Origin of the sequence: Rhodococcus sp. BP22 (genome assembly GCF_014281965.1) — a bacterium.
GTDB lineage: Bacteria > Actinomycetota > Actinomycetes > Mycobacteriales > Mycobacteriaceae > Rhodococcoides.
Window position 1 is genome coordinate 213,722 of the sequence record NZ_JACFTB010000001.1, and the last position, 19,582, is coordinate 233,303.

General features: G+C 61.3%; 16 protein-coding genes. 6 read left to right on the forward strand and 10 right to left on the reverse strand.

Annotation, left to right across the window (positions count from 1 at the left end):
* Positions 1–117: 117 nt before the first annotated feature.
* The 9 genes from H2510_RS00945 to H2510_RS00985 form a co-directional block, all read right to left on the reverse strand.
* Complete coding sequence (locus tag H2510_RS00945) at positions 118–1,143, reverse strand: NUDIX domain-containing protein (RefSeq protein ID WP_186626539.1); 1,026 nt, start codon at positions 1,141–1,143, stop codon at positions 118–120.
* Positions 1,143–2,267 carry a glycosyltransferase family 4 protein gene (locus H2510_RS00950; RefSeq protein WP_186626540.1) on the reverse strand — a complete coding sequence of 375 codons (1,125 nt, stop codon included), beginning with the start codon at positions 2,265–2,267 and terminating at the stop codon, positions 1,143–1,145. The genes H2510_RS00945 and H2510_RS00950 overlap by 1 nt, the downstream gene beginning before the upstream one ends.
* The gene (locus H2510_RS00955; RefSeq protein ID WP_186626541.1) at positions 2,264–3,169 is read right to left on the reverse strand and encodes a phosphatidylinositol mannoside acyltransferase; all 906 of its coding nucleotides are present in this window, start codon (positions 3,167–3,169) and stop codon (positions 2,264–2,266) included. Before H2510_RS00955 ends, H2510_RS00950 begins: the two co-directional genes overlap by 4 nt.
* Before the next feature lie 2 nt (positions 3,170–3,171).
* The gene (gene pgsA, locus H2510_RS00960) at positions 3,172–3,855 is read right to left on the reverse strand and encodes a phosphatidylinositol phosphate synthase (RefSeq protein WP_186626542.1); all 684 of its coding nucleotides are present in this window, start codon (positions 3,853–3,855) and stop codon (positions 3,172–3,174) included.
* Between the two features lie 25 nt (positions 3,856–3,880).
* On the reverse strand, positions 3,881–4,423 hold the full coding sequence (locus tag H2510_RS00965; protein WP_186626543.1) for an HIT domain-containing protein: 543 nt from the start codon (positions 4,421–4,423) through the stop codon (positions 3,881–3,883).
* A gap of 2 nt (positions 4,424–4,425) precedes the next feature.
* On the reverse strand, positions 4,426–6,483 hold the full coding sequence (gene thrS / locus H2510_RS00970) for a threonine--tRNA ligase (protein WP_222438212.1): 2,058 nt from the start codon (positions 6,481–6,483) through the stop codon (positions 4,426–4,428).
* Positions 6,484–6,588: 105 nt separating this feature from the next.
* Positions 6,589–7,011 carry a TIGR02611 family protein gene (locus H2510_RS00975; RefSeq protein WP_186627060.1) on the reverse strand — a complete coding sequence of 141 codons (423 nt, stop codon included), beginning with the start codon at positions 7,009–7,011 and terminating at the stop codon, positions 6,589–6,591.
* A 193-nt stretch (positions 7,012–7,204) separates the two neighbouring features.
* Positions 7,205–7,612, reverse strand: a complete 408-nt coding sequence (locus tag H2510_RS00980) for a hypothetical protein (protein WP_186626545.1) — start codon at positions 7,610–7,612, stop codon at positions 7,205–7,207.
* Between the two features lie 246 nt (positions 7,613–7,858).
* The gene (locus tag H2510_RS00985) at positions 7,859–8,728 is read right to left on the reverse strand and encodes an alpha/beta hydrolase family protein (RefSeq protein WP_261392663.1); all 870 of its coding nucleotides are present in this window, start codon (positions 8,726–8,728) and stop codon (positions 7,859–7,861) included.
* A gap of 424 nt (positions 8,729–9,152) precedes the next feature.
* Here H2510_RS00985 and H2510_RS00990 point away from each other — a divergent pair, with 424 nt between their 5' ends.
* Positions 9,153–9,392: a carboxylesterase family protein gene (locus H2510_RS00990; protein WP_186626547.1), complete on the forward strand. Its 240-nt coding sequence runs from the start codon at positions 9,153–9,155 to the stop codon at positions 9,390–9,392.
* A gap of 264 nt (positions 9,393–9,656) precedes the next feature.
* Here the strand turns inward: H2510_RS00990 and H2510_RS00995 are convergent, their stop codons facing one another.
* Positions 9,657–10,340 carry an LppP/LprE family lipoprotein gene (locus tag H2510_RS00995; protein ID WP_186626548.1) on the reverse strand — a complete coding sequence of 228 codons (684 nt, stop codon included), beginning with the start codon at positions 10,338–10,340 and terminating at the stop codon, positions 9,657–9,659.
* Positions 10,341–10,573: 233 nt separating this feature from the next.
* On the opposite strand from H2510_RS00995, the gene H2510_RS01000 reads away from it, so the two are divergent.
* The 5 genes from H2510_RS01000 to H2510_RS01020 all read left to right on the forward strand — a co-directional run bounded on the left by H2510_RS01000 (position 10,574) and on the right by H2510_RS01020 (position 19,528).
* The gene (locus H2510_RS01000; protein WP_186626549.1) at positions 10,574–11,812 is read left to right on the forward strand and encodes a glycosyltransferase 87 family protein; all 1,239 of its coding nucleotides are present in this window, start codon (positions 10,574–10,576) and stop codon (positions 11,810–11,812) included.
* A 730-nt stretch (positions 11,813–12,542) separates the two neighbouring features.
* Positions 12,543–13,706: a tyrosine-type recombinase/integrase gene (locus H2510_RS01005; protein WP_186626550.1), complete on the forward strand. Its 1,164-nt coding sequence runs from the start codon at positions 12,543–12,545 to the stop codon at positions 13,704–13,706.
* A 260-nt stretch (positions 13,707–13,966) separates the two neighbouring features.
* Entirely contained in the window at positions 13,967–14,497 is a 531-nt protein-coding gene (locus H2510_RS01010) for a hypothetical protein (RefSeq protein WP_186626551.1), read from the forward strand.
* Positions 14,498–14,960: 463 nt separating this feature from the next.
* On the forward strand, positions 14,961–16,976 hold the full coding sequence (locus H2510_RS01015) for a site-specific DNA-methyltransferase (RefSeq protein WP_186626552.1): 2,016 nt from the start codon (positions 14,961–14,963) through the stop codon (positions 16,974–16,976).
* Positions 16,973–19,528 (forward strand): DEAD/DEAH box helicase, encoded by a 2,556-nt coding sequence (locus tag H2510_RS01020; RefSeq protein WP_186626553.1) that lies wholly within the window; start codon positions 16,973–16,975, stop codon positions 19,526–19,528. The genes H2510_RS01015 and H2510_RS01020 overlap by 4 nt, the downstream gene beginning before the upstream one ends.
* The last annotated feature ends 54 nt before the right edge of the window (positions 19,529–19,582 follow it).

Genomic DNA, 19,582 nt, shown 5'->3' on the forward strand with positions numbered 1-19,582 from the left:
GACGTATTTGTTCGAGGTCGATTCTAGGCTGGCCTTCGATCACCACCTATAACCAATCAGCGATTGCTGGACTGGTAGCCCTCGATCACCGAGCAGCCGATCTGCCGCCGAAGGATGTCAGCGAATGGCTCGGACGTCCGGCTCCACTCGACGGGCAAGCACGATGTTGACTTCATCGAGCAGCTCGGCAAGTTCGAGGGGATAGACGGTTTCGCCCGTCGCACCCAAGGCTCGGATATCGTCCTCATCACACCAACGATGGCCGGTGACGGTTCGTCGTTCTAAATCGGTGAAGCCACCGTGCTGAGGTTGGAACTCCTGAGTGCGGTACGCAAAGAACAGCTCTTCCGATCGAATCAGGGTTCCATTGAAAGGGAACGTGGCCACCCGCCGCCACATCGGACCCTTGAGATCAGCTGCCTCGACTTCCAGACCGGTTTCCTCGTAGACCTCACGCACGGCCGCTTCACGCAGACTCTCACCGGATTCGACCGCGCCGCCGATCGTGAACCAGAAGAAGACTTCCGGAACGATCGGGTCATGTCCACGCAACAACAGAACCCGGCCGCGTTCGTCGACGAGCACAACTCTCGCCGAGGTCCGCTGCACAGCTCGTTCCTTGTGGCCGAAGGTCTCCGACGCCGATCTTTCGGCAATTTCGAAGTACGTCGGCAAGGGCGCGGTACCGCCCAGATGCAAGATCCGCACGGGTGTGGTCGTTCGCAGCGCCAACGTATCCCGCACCGCGTCGTTATGGAAACGCCTCGCGATCAATACGCGCGCTTCGGAATCTGCCAGTTCGGCAACCAGCTGCGGCGGAAGATCTGCCGGATCGAGAGCTGCGAGTGCCCCGGACACGGCATTCTCGGCGTCCTCACGTCGCGATCTCTCCGCCCTTTCGGCGGTGTCGGCCAAAGCAGCGAGACGTTTGCTGTCTTCGAGCTGATCACGAGTCGCTGCCGATACTGCACGGGCCACCACGGCACGTCTGGCCAACGCCGAATCGAGTGATTGCCATGCGAGGTCCGACCGGACATGAAGGCGATCCAAACGATTGGCCGTGGCATAGGCCCACAGGCCGATGACCAGTATCGCCACGGAAACCAAGCCCAGTACGAGAATCGTCAATGCAGACAACGTCATCAGCTCGCAGCCCGCACCTTCTGGCCTCCGACGGTGACTGTTTCGTAGACACGCATGATCTGTTCGGCGACGACCGGCCAGTCGTAATCGACAACGGCTCGACCTGCGGCTTCGACCAATCCGACCCGCAATTTCTCCGAGGACAACAGCGAATCGACAGCGGTCGCCAGCGCCTCGGAGTCGCCGATCGGAACGAGAAGCCCGGCGGCACCGTCGCGTAGCACTCGACGAAACGCATCGAGCTCACTGGCAACTACTGCTGTTCCCGACGCCATCGCTTCGACGAGCACGATTCCGAAACTCTCACCACCGAGGTTCGGCGCGCAGTAGACGTCGGCACTGCGCATCGCAGAAGCCTTTTCCGCGTCGTCGACCTGTCCGAGGAATCTCAGATGATGGCCAAGCTTCCCTGCTTCGTTCCGCAGCTTGTCCTCGTCGCCGCGACCGACGACGAGAATCTCGATATCGGGATGCCGCGCTACGAGCGACGGGAGGGCACCGAGGAGCACCCCCATGCCTTTACGCGGTTCGTCGAAGCGCCCGAGAAACAGCACGGTTTTCCCCGCTCGCGGATAACCGAGCAGAAGCGGCGCCTCCGCGAATGCGGCGACGTCGACGCCATTGGGGATCTCGACGGCGTCACCACCGAGTGCTTCGACCTGCCACCGTCGGGCAAGCTCCGACACCGCAATTCTGCCGCTGATCTTCTCGTGGTAAGGCCGAAGCACCCCTTGAAAAGTGCTCAGGAACAACGACTTCGTGGTCGAGGTATGAAAAGTGGCGACGATCGGCCCGTCGGCAGCTTTCAGGGCGAGCATCGACAGACTCGGTGCATTGGGCTCATGAATGTGCAGAACGTCGAAATCGTTCTCACTGATCCATCGACGGATTCTCGAATATGTCACGGGCCCGAAACGCAGACGGGCAACAGAGCCGTTGTACGGAATCGCCAATGCCTCACCAGCCGAGACGACGAAGTCCGGGAGCAGAGTCTCTTCCGATGCCGGCGCCAACACGCTGACACGGTGTCCGCGCTCGATGAACACTTCGGCAAGTTGCTGTACGTGCGCTTGCACTCCGCCCGGAACGTCGAAGGAGTACGGGCAGACCATCCCGATCTTCACGACTCCTCGATTCGTGCTCTTCGCTTGTCCGAAAGGTCGGACATCCACAAGGGTTGCAACATGTGCCAATCCGCTGGGTGTTCGGCGATCTGCGAGGCGAACGAGTCCGCTAGCGCCTGAGTCGCAACGGCGACACCCTCGCTGACGTCGATGCGAGGTGAAATGGTGAAACCCCAGCCTTCACCGTCGAAGTAGCCGTGTACCGGTAGCAGGTGTGCCCCGGTATCGACTGCGAGCTTCGCAGGCCCGGCCGCCATTCGGGTCTGCTCTCCGAAGAACGAGACTGGTACACCCTGTTTCGCCAGATCGCGTTCACTGAGCAAGCACACGACCCCGTTGGCTCGAAGCCTCTCGGACAAGGCTGCGAAGGGCGGGGTTTCTCCCCCGCTCAGCGGAAATATCTCGAATCCGAGGCCTTCGCGGTAGTCGACGAACCGCTGATACAACGATTCGGGCTTCAGTCGTTCCGCAACGGTGGCGAAACGACCATAGGTCCGAACCAACCACATCCCTGCCATGTCCCAATTCCCACTGTGCGGCAGAGCCAGCACCGCCCCGGAACCCGCACTCAGTGCGGCATCGAGATGCTCGCGCCCGTAAACACATTTGTCGATGACGGCGGCCTGGGAATCCAAATCCATCGATGGCAGCCGAAACGCTTCACGCCAGTAGCGGGCATAGGATCGGACACTGTCACGAATCAACTCGTCCGGCACCAGGTCCGGGTCCACACCGAGCACTCGGCCCAGATTCTTTCGCAGTTGCTCCGGGCCACCGCCGCGACGTGCAGCGACATCGGCACCCTTGTCGAACAGCTTCCGAGCCAACGGGTCCGGAAGCGCTCGAACCACTCGCCACCCTGCGGCATACCCGGCATCAGTGGCGCGCTCGACGAGCGTCATCTCTATTCGGCCTTCCCATCGGATCCGGCTTCGGGCGGCGTGGTCGGCGGGAAAATGATCTCGCGTGCGCCCTCGGAACTCCGTACGGCGAGTACTCGCTGAAAGACTGTCACCACGCTCGCCACTGCGAGAATCCACATCGCCGGATAGATCAGGCTCTGTAGCCAAGGAATATCGAAATGGCGACCGACACCGGTCAATCCAGCGCCGACGAGCACGATCACCAGGCGGTCCGGGCGTTCTATCCAACCACCGTCAGCCGACAGACCCGATGCTTCGGCGCGCGCCTTGGCGTAGGAGATGACCTGGGAAGTCACGAGACAGATCAGCGTTGCAATCAGCAATGGCTTGTCGTTCTCGGTGAACACCGCCCACCACGCAAGCCCACCGAAAATGGCACCATCGGCGACCCGGTCGCAGGTGGCGTCGAGAACCGCGCCGTACTTGGTGCCACCACCTCTGGCCCGAGCCATTGCACCGTCGAGCATGTCGAACAAGACGAACAACGTGATGACGACTGATCCCCACCACAGGTAGCCGCCCGGGAACAGCGTCACCGCGGCTGCCACTGTCGCGACCGTCCCGATCAGCGTCACCGAGTTCGGCGTCAGCCCGGTGCTGTTCAGCGCCTTACCCAGCGGGGCGGTCAGCTTCGATACCGAAGCCCGTCCGAAGACGCTCAACATGACGACGTCCCGTCGCCGCGCCGACTCATTCGTTCCATGCCGATGACAGGAGAGCACGAGTCTCACGTAGCAACTGAGGCATCACCTTGGTGCCGCCGATCACGGTGATGAAATTCGCATCGCCTCCCCATCGGGGAACGATGTGCTGATGAAGATGCTCGGACAACGAACCGCCTGCTGCAGCACCGAGATTGAGGCCGACGTTGAATCCGTTAGGCCGCGACACTCTTTTGATGACACGGATGGTGTTCTGAGTGAACTCCATCAGCTCGGCGCTCTCGGCGGAGGTGAGATCCTCGAGCGCGGCGACACGCCGGTACGGCACAACCATCGTGTGCCCGGGGTTGTACGGATAGAGATTGAGCACGGCATACACCTGCTCGCCCCGCGCCACGACGAGACCGTCCTCGTCACTCATCTGCGGAATGTCGGAGAACGGTTCGCTCGACTGATTTTTTGCCCCGGGCGCCTCGGCTATGTACGACATCCGATGCGGCGTCCACAACCGCTGCAGACGATCGGGATGACCGAGACCGGTATCGACGATCGCCGCATCCTGTTCGGGCATTGTCAGCTCACTCCTGAAGTGTCGGGAACAAAGAGCGCGGCAGTAGGAGATGTATTGGTGCGTGCGGTAACCCAGCCGGCAATCAGCGTCACCGCATCAGCTGTCGGGACACCGTTGACCTGAGTGCCGTCACGGAAACGGAAACTGACAGCACCTGCCTCGACGTCGCGCTCTCCTGCCAGGAGCATGAAAGGAACCTTCTGCGCGGTCTGGTTGAAGATCTTCTTCTGCATGCGATCGTCGCTCGCGTCGACCTCCGCACGTATCCCAAGCTTCTTCAAGTCGGCAATCACGGAGAACAAATGGTCTTGATGGACTTCTGCGACGGGGATGCCGACGACCTGTACCGGTGACAGCCACGCTGGGAACGCTCCAGCGTAATGCTCTGTCAGTAGGCCGAAGAATCGCTCGATGGAGCCGAACAGAGCCCGGTGAATCATGACCGGACGCTCCTTCGTCCCACCGGACGCGGTGTACTCGAGCTCGAACCGGTCGGGCAAGTTGAAATCGAGTTGAATGGTCGACATCTGCCAGGTTCGACCGAGAGCGTCCCTGGCCTGCACCGAGATCTTCGGACCGTAGAACGCGGCACCGCCGGGATCCGGCACCAAGTCCAGGCCCGATGCGGCAGCGACCTCGGCGAGCGTATTGGTTGCTTCTTCCCACACCTCGTCGCTTCCCACGGACTTCTCCGGGTTACGGGTCGACAGTTCGAGATAGAACTCGTCGAGCCCGTAGTCCTTGAGGAGGCCGAGCACGAATTCCAGTGCCCGAGTGAGCTCGTCGTGCATCTGATCCCGTGTGCAGAAGATGTGAGCATCGTCCTGAGTCATTCCGCGCACACGAGTGAGCCCGTGAATCACACCGGACTTCTCGTAGCGATACACCGACCCGAACTCGAACAAGCGCAGTGGCAGTTCGCGATACGACCGACCCCGCGAGCGGAAGATCAAGTTGTGCATCGGGCAATTCATCGGCTTGAGGTAGTAGTCCTGGCCGGGCTTGCGCACCACGCCATCCTCATCGAGTTCGGCGTCGAGATGCATCGCGGGGAACATTCCGTCGCGGTACCAATCCAAATGGCCAGAAACCTCGTACAGATGGCCCTTGGTGATATGTGGAGTGTTGACGAACTCGTAGCCCTCTTCGATATGACGTTGACGTGAGTAGTTCTCGAGCTCGTTTCGGATCACTCCACCCTTCGGGTGGAAAACCGGAAGACCCGAGCCCAGCTCGTCCGGGAAGCTGAACAAGTCGAGCTCCGAACCCAACTTGCGGTGGTCTCGGCGCTCGGCTTCCGCCAGCAACTCGAGGTGCTTGTCCAGCGCCTCGGTCGACTCCCATGCAGTGCCGTAGATCCGCTGCAGGTCCGCGTTGTCCTGGTTTCCGCGCCAATATGCGGCGGAGCTCCGAGTCAATTTGAACGCCGGCACGTATTTGGTAGTCGGGATATGCGGCCCGCGGCACAAATCCCCCCAGATGCGTTCTCCGGTTCGGGGATTCAAGTTGTCGTACGCGGTGAGTTCGCCGCCGCCGATTTCCATGATCTCGGGATCGTCGATACCGGACTTGTCGTTCACGAGCTCGAGCTTGTACGGCTCATCTGCGAGTTCTTCGCGTGCCTGGTCGATCGACTCGTACACCCGCCGCGAGAATCGCTGGCCGGCCTTGACGATCTGCTTCATCTTCTTCTCGAGAGCAGTCAGATCCTCGGGAGTGAAAGGAGTCTTCACGTCGAAGTCGTAGTAGAAGCCGTCCTTGATGAAGGGACCGATTCCCAGTTTGGCGTCCGGAAAAAGTTCTTGCACGGCCTGCGCGAGGACATGTGCGGCCGAATGGCGGATGACGCTTCGCCCGTCTTCGGTGTTCGCAGCAACCGGCTCGACCTCGGCATCGCCCTCAGGAGCCCACGACAGGTCGCGAAGGTGACCTTCGGCGTCTCGGACCACCACGATGGCGTCGGGCCCCTTGTTCGGCAGACCGGTGTCCCGTAACGCCGTTCCAGCGGTCGTTCCAGCCGGCACCATGATGCGGGCGGGTGAGACGTCTGTTACGGGCATTGTCACGGCGATGTACTCCTCGATAGGTCATTTCGGTCGGGTGAGACCGAAGGACAGCCTATCGGGAACTCTCCTCGGACTCTTACCTCACTCCGGCCTGCATGGTCAGAGTGGGCTCGCGAGCCACTGCCAGTCCGGCCCGACCCAACCGGCGACCAGATACAGACCGCCGATCAACCACAACGTAGCGACGACGATACCCGCGGTGAGCAGCACTCCTGCTCCCCTGGTTGCGATCGGCTGTCGCGAGAACCAATCCATGAACGCGTCGTACTTCCCGCGGGCGAACTGTAGGAGCCGATGTGCCCAGGTGAACTCGGAAGCGAGGATTCCCAGACCGGCGAAGACGATCAGCCAGCCCGGACCCGGGTACGGGATGGCAATGATGCCGAGAACCAGGACTGCAAGCCCGACGACACCGACCACGATGCGGTAGGTCAGGTCGAGCGCCGCATTCGACCCGATCTTGTCGCGAAATCGCTGCCTCCGCTGAGAGAGGCGATCGAGAACACTGTCCTCGTTGTCGATCTCCGCCTGATCGGTGCGAACGTCGTCGGCTGCCACGGTCCCAGGCTAGACGAATCAGCCACGCGGCGTGCCGCACCAACCACCTCGGCAGCGTGAGCTATCTGGGAATCCCCGTCCGTAAGGGGCGGGAGGATGTCAAACAAAGGACGCGGACTTCTGCTCGGTCCGATCAGCATGCTGCCTGGCGAGCGGGCTATGGGTTGAGAAGCCCCACAGCAGGCACACCAATGGGAATAGGGGACGTCACAGCGGTGGCCCAGATGCCGACGGGCCCGTTGCCTGTGGTGATGGTCGTAGGTGTCGACCCGACAACCGTGGCACCGCTAGCCCCATTCGCGAAGTTGATCCACCGCACCGACAAATCTTGGGTGAACCCAGCGCACCGTGGTCCCAGCGGGTTGCACATCGGACCAGCACTGAAACGGACGTTGCCTGTTCCATTGGTGGCTGCGTCGAGTATCTCGTAACCGAAGGGGAACGGGTCGCCTGCGACGAAGTCGGTTCGGAAGGTGTGCGAGGTGAACGCCGGTTCGTCCACCGGTGCGGCCGCCGCGGGAGCGATGCCCGCTACTGCGGCACCTGCCAGGGCACACCCAACCACGGCAGAGCGTATGAGATTCGTGCGACGTGAAAACATCGATGACTCCTCGGGTCGGCGCTGTGTGTGCCGTATCAATTCGGCGCCACCGTACCGCTGCACCTGGATCAGGATCAATGGTTCGCGGCGCACACTCTCGTCCATCTAGTTGCCGGCAAAGAAGACGAGCGCAGTGAAATTCGATTTCATCGAACCACACCCGTCTCCGGCTTCAGACGATCCGACCGGAGGTTTCTCCCGTCGCCACCACTATCGAGTGCGCAGGGCAGGGGCAAGGGTGGTGCGCCAGGCTTCGCGGAGCTCGTCTTCGAACAGTCCCCAGGTGTGCGCGCCTTCGGTGCGCATCGACACTGTCGCCGGCACACCCTGCGCTCGCAGCGCGTCGACGAAGATGCCGGTGCAATAGTGCACCAGCGCTTCGACTGCCATCCCGCCGAACGGAGGGATGGCTCCGGCGGGAATTTGGTCCACGGGTCCTGGATTGCCCTGCGAGGCAGAGACATACACCGCAGTTCCGCGTATCCGCTCGACGTTGACGGACGGGTCGTGCTCACGCCAGCCCGGGCTTCCCGGTGGACCCCACATGTTGAACGGATTGTTCAATCCTCCCGCGATCATTGCCGATATCCCAGCTACTGCAAGGGGGTCCGAGGGGGCCGGGCAACCACTGAACGAGGCAGCAGCATCGAATACATCCGGAGCCTGAATCGCCAAGTCCAATGCCGGGCCACCGGACATCGACACCCCCGCTACCGCCCGGCGCCCGTTCGAGCCGTATGCGGCGTCGATCGCAGCTGGCAGTTCCCGGGTGAGGTAGGTCTGCCAGCGATTGGTCCCTAGCATCGGATCCGGTGCCTGCCAATCGGTGTAGAAACTGAACCGGCCCCCGATCGGTAGCACCACCGTCACGTTCTTGCCCGCGAAGAACCCTTCGACACCGGAATTGTTGAGCCACCCCACCCCGTCCTCGTTACCCAAAGCCCCGTTGAGCAGAACCAGCGACGGAGTTACCCCACCGGATGCGGGACGGAGGACTTCGTTGGCGATGACCCTGTTCATCGACGGTGAAAACACCTCGAGAACCTCTCGGGTCGCCGACACCGGACGTCGTTCCACCATCTGTTCAATCTCTGCCGAGCCGGAACCGGGCGGTTGCGCATACGCTGGAACCCCGACAGAAGCCATAGTCGTGACCGCGGCGGCAAGCACCGCAACCGCTTTAGGCCCCATGGACCTCGTACCGGGCTTCCGACTCAATTTCTGCCTCATTGGCCACATAAGCACCAGACGAGCATTGCACGAGCATCGTTGCCTTCCGCTAACGATCGAGTCACAAATCCGTTCGCTCCGTCCGTGTCGAGACCGCGCAAATGCAACTATTGCCCGACGGCCCGCACCTGCTCGGTACTCGTTCGGAATGAACGAGTCCGTAGACAGCACCAAAACACCCTCACCCGCACGCACAACACCTCGAAATTCCGCTGCCCGGGCTACACCCAGGGACAGATATGGCCGAAACGGGCCCAGTGACACCCGGGTCGTCATGATCGATATCGACGCTGATTACCTGCCGCAGCATCCGCTGGATGTGTTCGCGAACGGATCGGGAGCGCCCGTACCGTTGATCATCGGCACCAATTCGCATGAGGGCCGGTTTTTTTCCGCGCATTCTCAACATCATCCCGACCGACGATCCTGTGCGCGCAAGGTCACGCCGAGCATGCTACCGCTACCATTACGCGCCGCGCTTGCTGAACCTCAGCGGCTTTCACGCCACCCATGACACCGAACTGCTGGCAGTGTTCGGCATTGCGAACGACCTACCCGGTTGCGCCGCAACACTTCTCGGTTGTCGCGCCGGGGCGGTCACGGACACGATGCAGTCGCATTGGCTGAACTTCGCGCGCCACAGCGTTCCTGAATCTACATGGCCCGCTTACACAACGGAACGACGCGGGACGCTGATCATCGATCACCGGTCCGCGTCGAAATTAGTCCATCGAGTGATCGTCGCTAGGGGTGGCTGGGCTACCACCACCGTCGATAGCTAACCGAAGTTGTACACCTCGGTCGGCACCGGTACGTCCGACACAACGTTCGAGCCGTCCCAGCTGAACGTCACGTCTGCATTGCCCTGCGGGCAGCAGTTCGGCTCGTCGCCCACCAGCCACGAATAGTGCACGGTCACCGAATCATCGGTGCTACCGGATATCGACGTGAACGCGGACGGGCTCGGGGTGGCAAGCCGGGCGAACATATTGTCGTGAAAAAACATGATGTTTTCGGGCGAACTGCCGGTGCCGCTGGGGGTCTCGGCGACCGCCCACGTGAGCGTCGGGCAGTTCGGCGTTGTCGCCGTCGTGTGCTCACCGATTTCGTAGTAATCGCTTCCCGGCGGCGGGCCCAATGTGGCTATGACATTCTGCACCAGGTCGGAACTGGTGTCCAAGCACGGATTCCCTTGGTCCACCGGCACCGCCGCCGATGGATCCGTCGGGTTGTCCACCGGCGTCGGCGGAAGTGGCGCGTCCGGAGTCGCCGGGGCACCCGACTCGCCCGGCCGGGCCGACGCACCTACCGAACTGCTCACCCGGGTGGGTGCAGATGTCTGCGACTTCACCGCATCGACTGTGCTGGTTGCAGCCGCCCCCACACTGCCGTCGTCGGAACATCCGGTCGTCAAAGCCAGCACCACAGCTGCAGCTATTGCTGCGTGCACAAGTGTCTTCATAATCCCCTCGGTCCTCCCGACTGTCGGGCGACCGCCAATCACCATCGCTCAACAGGTCTCTCGCATTGGGCGGGGTGACTGTTACGCCCATTACGTAACGAATTCATCCAATAGGCAGGACATGAACGGGACAAGGTCACTTTCATCGAAGGCGACCTCGCCCACAGATCCGCCCGCCGCTGTCCGGAGTGTCTGTCGGTCATGCCGGCATCACACCTGGCATATTTCATAGCATGGTGAAGCAACTGCACCGTCCGGATCGGGCGGATGCGGATGTGCACCCGACGTGGCTTCTCGCACTACTAGGGATCACTGCAGCCGTGGCCTTTGTAGCGCATGACAAATTGTTGTCGTTCGAGCAGTTCTATGGTCTCTTCGGTAACGGCATCGACGCGTTGGTGTACCGGTACGGAGGCCACACCGTCCTGGAAAGTGAGCCGCTGTATACCTTCATGCTCGAGGATGCGTTGCCGTTCACGTATCCGCCTTTCGCTGCACTGATTTTCGCTCCTCTCGCTTATTTGTCCGTCGTTGGTGCGCAAACGCTGGTGGCGGTACTCAATATCGGACTCTTGTATATGGCCGTTCACCTGAGCTGGCGTCAATTGGGATACGAGAACACGACGCGTCTACGCCTGCTGAGCATGTTTCTGGCTGTCGCTTTCACATGGCTGGAACCTGTGCGGATGACGATCTGGCTCGGACAGATCAACTTGCTGCTGCTGGTGTTGGTGCTGTGGGATCTCGGACGGCCGGCAGGCAGCCGCCTGCGTGGGGTCGGCGTAGGTATCGCCGCAGGGCTGAAACTGACCCCTGCCTTGTTCATCGTGCTTCTCGCCGTAGTCCGAGATACCCGAGCGTTCATTTGTGCCTCGGTGACGTTTGTCGCCACGATCATCGTGGGATTCGTTGTGATCCCGGGCGACTCCTGGACTTACTGGACGGGGACCATCATCCGATCAGATCGAATCGGACTGATCTCTTCACCTGCCAACCAGTCGATTCGCGGCATTCTGGCCCGCACGCTGCACACCGAGAATCCGCCGATGGTGTTGTGGATTGCGTGCGTCGGCGTAGTAGCAGTGGCCGGGATGTGGGCCGCACACGTAGCTCACAGTCGCGGTGAGGACTTGCTTGCTATAACCATCTGCGGCCTGACAGCCCCCATGATTTCGCCTTTCTCATGGGGCCATCACTGGGTATGGACCGTCCCTCTGATAGTTCTGACCTTGCATTACGCAGCGCGCGTCAGGACGTGGTGGGCAGCTGTCCTGCCCGTCGTACTCATTCTTTCCTTGGTCGCCTGGTACAAGACATACCCAGACGGGACCGTCGCGATCGGCATTTTCATGACCCACGGCATCCCGATCGTTCGTGTCGCTGCGCAAACTGCATATCCCATCGTCTACCTTCTGATGCTCATCACGGCAGTAGTGTGTCTGGCCCGCCGACCGGTGAGGTCGCCGATCTGAAGACGTGCTCTGGACGCGGTACGGCGAAAGCCAAGCTCGCTCTGTCTGAGCGCACCTACGTGCCTACGGGGCGTGCGGCGTACGCCCGCGACGAGCACGACCCCGGTCAAGGATCTGCGTTCATTGGCCTCGAACGTCGAGAGCTGCGTCGACGAGATCTGCAGCGGCCTTCAGTCCCAGATCTCGATGCAAACTGAGAAGGCGCGACGTTCGGGGAGGGTAGCGGCAGAAGGCAAGTCGGAACTCCAGATTGACTGGACTGTTCCGAACGGCAGGTGACTATCTGCCGCTGGCGCTATGTGAGAGGCCTGCTGTTATCCCCGCGTTTCCTTTTCGCTACGGGCGGCGATGAAACCGTCCGATCACCTGCGCTCGGTAGGTGTTTACCTACCAACGGGGGCCGTATGCCACGTGAACCTACCAGTGCCGCGCCAAGTTGCGCCGATTCCAAGTGAAGTTATCGCAGAAGGAGCAGCGCCCACAGGGAACCACAAACCCGTAGGACCTACGAGCCCAAGAACCGGGACCACCTGAAACGCAAAAAACCGCCTGTTACCAGGCGGTTTCTAGTTGTGGTCCCGGCTGGGATCGAACCAGATGTGTTATACCTGCTCGCAGCATCTAACTATATGCTCAGAGGCACCAGGCAGTGCCACGTCGTGCCAAGATATGCCAACTTCTGACACTCTAGGGCCCACGTAGGGCCCACGAAATCAAGGAAACCAGCTGAATGGCCAGAAAAGTCTTCGGACGCATTGAAAAGTTGCCGTCAGGCCGGTACCGAGCCCGCCACCCCGACCCCACGCCGGGGAGCACCGAGCGCATCCCGGCACCCAGCACGTTTAGCACCAAGGGCGCTGCACAGACATGGCTGAACACGCAGCAGGACGCAATCGCCGGGGGCACCTGGGTACACCCAGATGACGCTGCCGTGGCACAGCAAGCCACTAAGGCCGAGAAGGCACGTAAAGCTGTCGCGTTCGGTGTGTACGCCGAGAAATGGGTCGCCACCAGGACCAATAGCAAGGGTGAGCCGCTACGCCCCCGCACCCGCAAGGAATACGAGCGGATGCTTGGCACAACCGGATCGCTATTCCATTGGGCGGCAACACCCATCAACGAAATACGTGCCGATGCAGTGCGCGAGTGGCGATCTGAACTACTCGCAACCGGCAAGGCCACAGCCACCGCGAGGGCCTACGACTTAATGAAGTCGATATTGAAGACAGCCGTAGAAGACGGCCTGATCAGCGCAAACCCGTGCAAAATCAAGGGTGGCTCGCTGACTACCACGGGGAAGTCCACAACTCCGCCGACCGAGGTCGAACTGGACATCGTCATCGAAAAGATCGTGCCGAAGTATAAACCATTCGTGATCATCGCCGCCGCCGGCGGCCTACGATTCGGCGAGGTCATCGGCCTGACTAGCGACGATGTAGCCGTTGAGCGCGATGGCGACGGCGAGGTGGATGCGGTGCGGATCGCTGTCGTGCGCAGCATCGTCGAAGGCAACGGCATCGCCAAGGTAGCCGGTCCTCCGAAGAGCGCCGCAGGGCGACGAATCATCGCTATTTTCGGCCACGACGCTCGGATCGTGGCCACCCACGTCGAATCCGTGAAACCGGGAGCACTGCTGTGGACAGACCGTAACGGTGGTTACGTGTCGCAAAGCACAGTGAATAACCACTGGCGAAAGGCACGGGCAGCAGCAGGCCGCTCCGACTTGGCGTTTCACTCGCTGCGCCACTACGCGGGCACCCGGTACGCACAAACCGGCGCTACCGTGGCCGAAACTATGGCGCGGCTGGGACACAGCAGCGTCAAGGCCGCAATGCGCTATCAGCATGCCGGTACCCGTGACGACGAACTCGCCAGGCGCGCTTCACGCCGGTAGCACCGGCCAGCACCCCGCACCACATCAGTGCGAGGTGGTTTCCACACTGTCGCAGGGGTGTTCACCGCGCCCCGGCCACTGCGCGCATTACGGCGGGCGGGGAATTCCCGGTGTGTCCACTTCCGGCGCGTCAGTGTGGGCGTAGGTCCGCAGGACCCGTGCCCCAGCCGTCTGCGCGGCCAAGCCAAGCGACCGCAATGCGCACGCAGACTATGAATGTCAGACCCGCTGAGTAGTTTGCGATGTTCAAGGATTCGCATATGAACCGCCAGGGGGCAAATTCAGTGGAGATCGTCACGCTCACGATCGCAGTGTTGGGCCTTGTCATCGCAACGTGCACGTTCACCTGGAATGTCACAATGTTCCGCCTACAAGGCGCACGCGCGAAAGTCACGCCGATAATCGGCACGGTAATACCACAGGGGCTTGTCCATATGCCTGCCAGCGAAGGTGGGGTGGAAGCGATCAAGCGAACTGCCAGCGATCATGGCGGGAGTTTGATTGCTGGCGTGCAGATCACCAACCGCGGTCGACTACCGCTGCATGTTAAGAGCTGGGCATTCATATCGCTACCGAGCAAGGCTGCATTCTCACCAGGGTCGATGCCCGAACTGTCCCCCATCCCGTGTGAGATTGCTCCAGGGAACTACGAAATTTTCGTGGCGGATGTTGATGCTGCAATAGCACTCCGAAATGTCGCTACGGCGCCGCAAAAGATTGCATGCAAGGTTAGCGCCGGCGACGACACGACTCACATCACTGCTCACTTGCCTCAGTCGCTGTTCGACTAGAACAACAATGCTGTAGAACGAATCCTCACACCGTCCGAGTACTACGGCCGCCACCGCACTCCCGGACGGAGATCAACCGACTGCTCTCCTGGATTGTGCATAAGGTCATGCTCCTGTCCTCACGCAAAGACCTGCTTTCGCGCACCGCGCTGCACCACGGCCCGAGAACTACTGCGCGCCGTCCTCGCCGGGAGATCGGCCACCGCGACCTCCAGAAGCCGGCGCCGAGTTCGTGCGACACAGCCCGTCTGCTATCTGATACATGCCATCGCTGAGGCTAAGGTCGTCGAGAAGCTGGACGCGACAACCGCCGCTTTTGATCGATCAGATCCGATGCCGCATCACCGATGACAATGCGGGTGGCTGGGCCTGACTGTTGCTGCCCCGACGACCAACCTTCGGTTAGCGCAACATAGGCTTCTCAGTTGATTGCAGTTGAGCCGTACGCACACAAGGGGACGAATTGCCTGACGAATCCAACGTCCTTGACCAGCTGATTTCGCGGATCGACGACGACACGCTGCGTGCACGACTGGTCCAGGAGGTCGACCTCTTGCGCGGCTCTCGACGTTTCGGGTTGGTGTTCGACAGGCACTTGCCCGAGTCGGTCCGCCTTCCCGATCATCCAATCCGCAAGGGCATCCGCGTGGCGCTGCGCGACGAGTCTTCCACCGAGACGATGACAGTCGACCGGTTTACTGACCGCACTCGCGAGATGGCTGTCCTCAGCGGCGAAATGGGGCCGCGTCATATTTCCGAGCTGATCGTCGTACGTGAGTTCGGCGAGCCGATCTACCCCGGCCTGCGGTCGGTCGAACGGATCGAGAACGGCCCCGCCGATGCTCCATGGCACGTGGTGATCAACGGTGAGAACTTTCACGCCCTGCAGGCGCTCCGGTCCACGCACCGCGAGGAGGTCGACCTGATCTACATCGACCCTCCGTACAACACCGGTAACGACGGTTGGATCTACAGTGACCGCTACGTCGACCAGAACGACCGGGCGAAATCGTCGAAGTGGTTGTCATTCATGGAACGGCGGCTGCTGATCGCTCGGGATTTGTTGAAACCTACTGGCGTGATCATCGTGGCTATCGGTGACGAGGAGCACCACAGACTAAGAATGCTTCTGGATCAAATATTCGGAGATTCGAACTTCCTTTCGGACATAGTCTGGCAGGGCGGCCGCAAGAACGACTCTCGATATGTGTCAAATGGCGCCGACTACATGCTGGTCTACGCCCGCGACGAATCAGCGTTTCGTGAAATCGGGTTGCGCTGGCGCGAAAAGAAGCCCGGAGTCGATGAAGCCCTGCACACAGCCGCGGAGATATGGTCGAAAGCGGACGGCAAACATGAAGTAGCGACCGCTAAATGGCGTGCTTGGCTCAAGGAGTTCAAGAAGCAAGGAATTGCCTCAGACGCAGTGACCAGATTCGGCACTCTGGACGACCAAGGGCGGCCAGTGCGAACCGATGGGAACCTCCGTAGCCCGAGCCCGCGACCGAACCTTCAGTACGATCTCCTCCACCCTGCCACCGGTGAACCGGTTCGCATGCACACGAACGGCTGGAGATTTTCGCAAGAGACAATGACGCAGCTGGTCGCCGACGGTTTGATCCATTTCGGACCAGACCACACCACCGGCGCAGGCGGTGTCGTGCACCTAGAGTCGCTCGACTCACAGGTAGCGGAATCAGTCTTTGTGCGCGACCGGAATCCGTCGGGGCGGTACCTCGCGGACATTCTTGGAGAGAGTCGATTTCCCAACCCCAAGGACCATGAAGTTCTCATGCGGTGGTTCCGCCTCGTCGCGTCGGACGACGCCGTGATCCTTGACTTCTTCGGAGGGTCGGGGACGACCTCCGAAGCGGTTATGCGTCTGAACGCTGAGGACGGCGGGACACGTCAGTCAATCCTCGTGACGAACAACGAAGTCGGCGCCAAGGAAGCCAAAAAGCTCCGTATGGCCGGCCTCCATCCCGGCGCCACGGAGTGGGAGGCTACCGGCGTATTCCAGCGCGTCTGTCGTCCGCGCATCTCGACGGTAGTCACCGGCACTCGTCCCGACGGGTCGGTGTACTCCGATGGCCTCCCGACGAACCTCGAGATGTTCGACCTGACCTATCTAGATCCAGGCATGGTGCGGCGGGGACACGAGTTCGAGTCGGTCGCCCCGCTGATGTGGCTCGAAGGCGGCGCGAGCGGCCCGCGAATTATCGAGATGCCTGACAAGGGCTGGGCTCTGACCGACTCGTACGGCGTCCTATTCGACATTGATGTGCTGAGTGCCTTCGCCGACGCCGTAACCCACGCCGCGACTGCAGGAGTCCCACCATCGGTGTTGTTCGTCATCACCGACTCGGACGCCGAGTACCAGCAGGCAGTTGAGCGCCTGCCTGTCGGGATTGAGACGGTCCAGCTCTACGAGGACTACTTGTCGAATTACACCATCAACATCACCGGTGGTGCGCGTTGAAGTTCACGCTGGAGTCCTACCAGTGCACCGCGGTCGAGTCGGTGCTAACCAACCTCACGAAGGCGCGTGCCGGCTACCTCGAAGACGGTGAGCGCACCGCTGTCGGCCTCACCGCTCCCACTGGGGCCGGCAAGACCGTGGTCGCCACAGCGGTGCTCGAAGGCATCTACAAAGGCACCCCGACACGCCATCCGAATCCGAACATGACGGTCTTATGGATCACCGACGACCGCGCGCTGAACGCGCAGACCATTAACAAGATCACCCAGGCGTCGGGCGGTGCAATCGATATCAACCGCATTCGTTACGTAGGCGAGATCGACCAGCGCACCCTCGAACCCGGGGTAATTTACTTCGTACATATCCAGGCGCTGCAGAAGAACTCGACTCTGCACTCGATCAGGCCCGACGGCAGCCACAACGACAAGCGGACTCACGGAGCCTGGGACATGATCGCCAACACCGTGCGCGAGCGAGGCGAGGACTTCCTGGTGATCTGGGACGAGGCCCACCGTGGCTCTGGCACCAAGAACAATGACCGCAAATCGATCGCCGGGACCATCGTCGGCGGCGGCACCACCAACGTGGGCACGAAGCAGCCGCCGGCCCCGGTGGTCCTCGGCATCTCAGCGACCCCCGATCGGTTCCAGACCGCTATGCAGGCGGCTGATCGCACCCTGCGCCTAGTAGAGGTGAAAGCCGGCGATGTCCGCGAGTCCGGCCTGCTCAAGGATCGAATCCTGTTGCGCAGTATCGGCGAGTCCCAATCGGCCGACAACACTATGCTGGCCCTCGCTGTCGAGGATCTGAAGTCCGCAGATGAGGCGTGGCGTACTCACCATGAGACCACCGGCGACAGGCTCGTCGAGCCGCTGTTGGTTGTCCAGGTCGAGCAGGGCATGACGCCCGCGAAGGAGGAAGCCCGACTCGCAGAGATCCTGTCTGTAATGGAGTCGACCTGGCCGGCATTGTCCGACTACGCGGTCGCCCACGCATTTGGTGACCCACACGGACCGAAGAAGGTGGGAGACAGGACTATTCGCTACCTGCCTCCGGAGGCCATCTCCGGCGACGACCAGGCCCGGGTGGTGCTGTTCAAATCCGCCTTGACCACCGGATGGGATTGCCCACGCGCCGAGGTCATGATCTCCTTCCAGAACAAAGACAGCTTCACCGAGATCGCCCAGCTGATCGGCCGACTGGTCCGCACCCCGCTGGCCAAACGTGCCGACAGCGGCGACGACCGGCTCAACGAGGTGGCTGCGTACCTGCCGGGGTTCCGCACCGAGCACGTCGCCCGGGTCGTGAACGCCCTGACCGAGGACGAGACCGTCGAGGTCGACATCGTCGTGGCACCGGTCGTGTGCGACAAGTCCTCTGAGGTTCCGGCGGAGCTGTTTGATCTGCTCGACATGCTTCCGTCGTACTCGCGTCAGAAGGCGTCGTTCAACTCACGCACCGCCCAGCTGATGCGCCTGGCCGCCGCGCTCACCGAGCACGGCTTCATCACGCAGGGGTCAGCGAAGGCCAAGCAGTGGATCGTCGATCAGATGCGCGCTGCAGATGGCCAGCGTAGCTATGAGATCGACGCGAAGGTCGGTGACATCATGTCGCTGACGATCAGCACGACAATGGTCGCCTACGGCGAAACGATCCTGCAGAGCGTCGGCAAGTCTGACACCACCATCAACGAGCGCGACTTAGAAGGCTACTTCCAGAAGGCCAAGCGCCTGCTCCCGGACGGATCGGCGAACTGGTATTTCAAAGAACTGTGTGACGCTGGAGAAGAGGAGGTCGACGCCTCGGCACGCTTGGCCGCGATGGCCGATCTCGGCTTCAAGACGGTGATCGAGGAACAGTCCGCCGTTCTGATCAGCGATTGGCGCGAACAGCACCGCGCGAAAGTGTCGGCGCGCCCGAGGCACGTCCGGGACCAGATCGAGCCTCTGTGGCACCTGGGTGGATCACCGATGCTGCCCACAACGGTCGAGGTACGTGACGTGTATCCGGCTGCGACAGAGAAGATCCGGGACAAGTCCACCGAACCAATACCCACGCGTTCATCGCACCTGTACGTGATCCCCGCGGGCAAACCCAACGCGGGCGAGTTTCCGGTGGACACGTCTCGCTCGTCCTGGGAAACGCAGGTCCTCGACGTCGAGCTGGCCGCCGAGACGCTAGTTGGCTGGTACCGGAATCCCTCGTCGGGTCGGCACGCCCTCGCTGTGCCTTACGTGTTCGGCGACAAGCATCAGCTGATGCACCCCGACTTCCTGTTCTGGCACGACGACGGTGACGCCGAGTACGTCATGGACATCGTCGACCCGCATCGGTTCGACCTCTCCGACACCTCGGCGAAGTGGTCTGCACTGTCGCGCTACGCCCAGGACCACCCTGACCGGGTCCGTCGTTGTCTCGCGATCGCCAAGGTTGACAGCTCTCTCAGGGCACTTGACCTGAAGATTACCGGCATCGACGAGCGGATCGCGGCAGCGACCAACCAGAACTTGATGGAGGCAATCTTCGTCGCCGAAGGCATGTCGTATCCGTAGCCAGAAGGCACGACCCTCAGACCGAGATACCCTGACGATTCAGCTCTCGGTGTC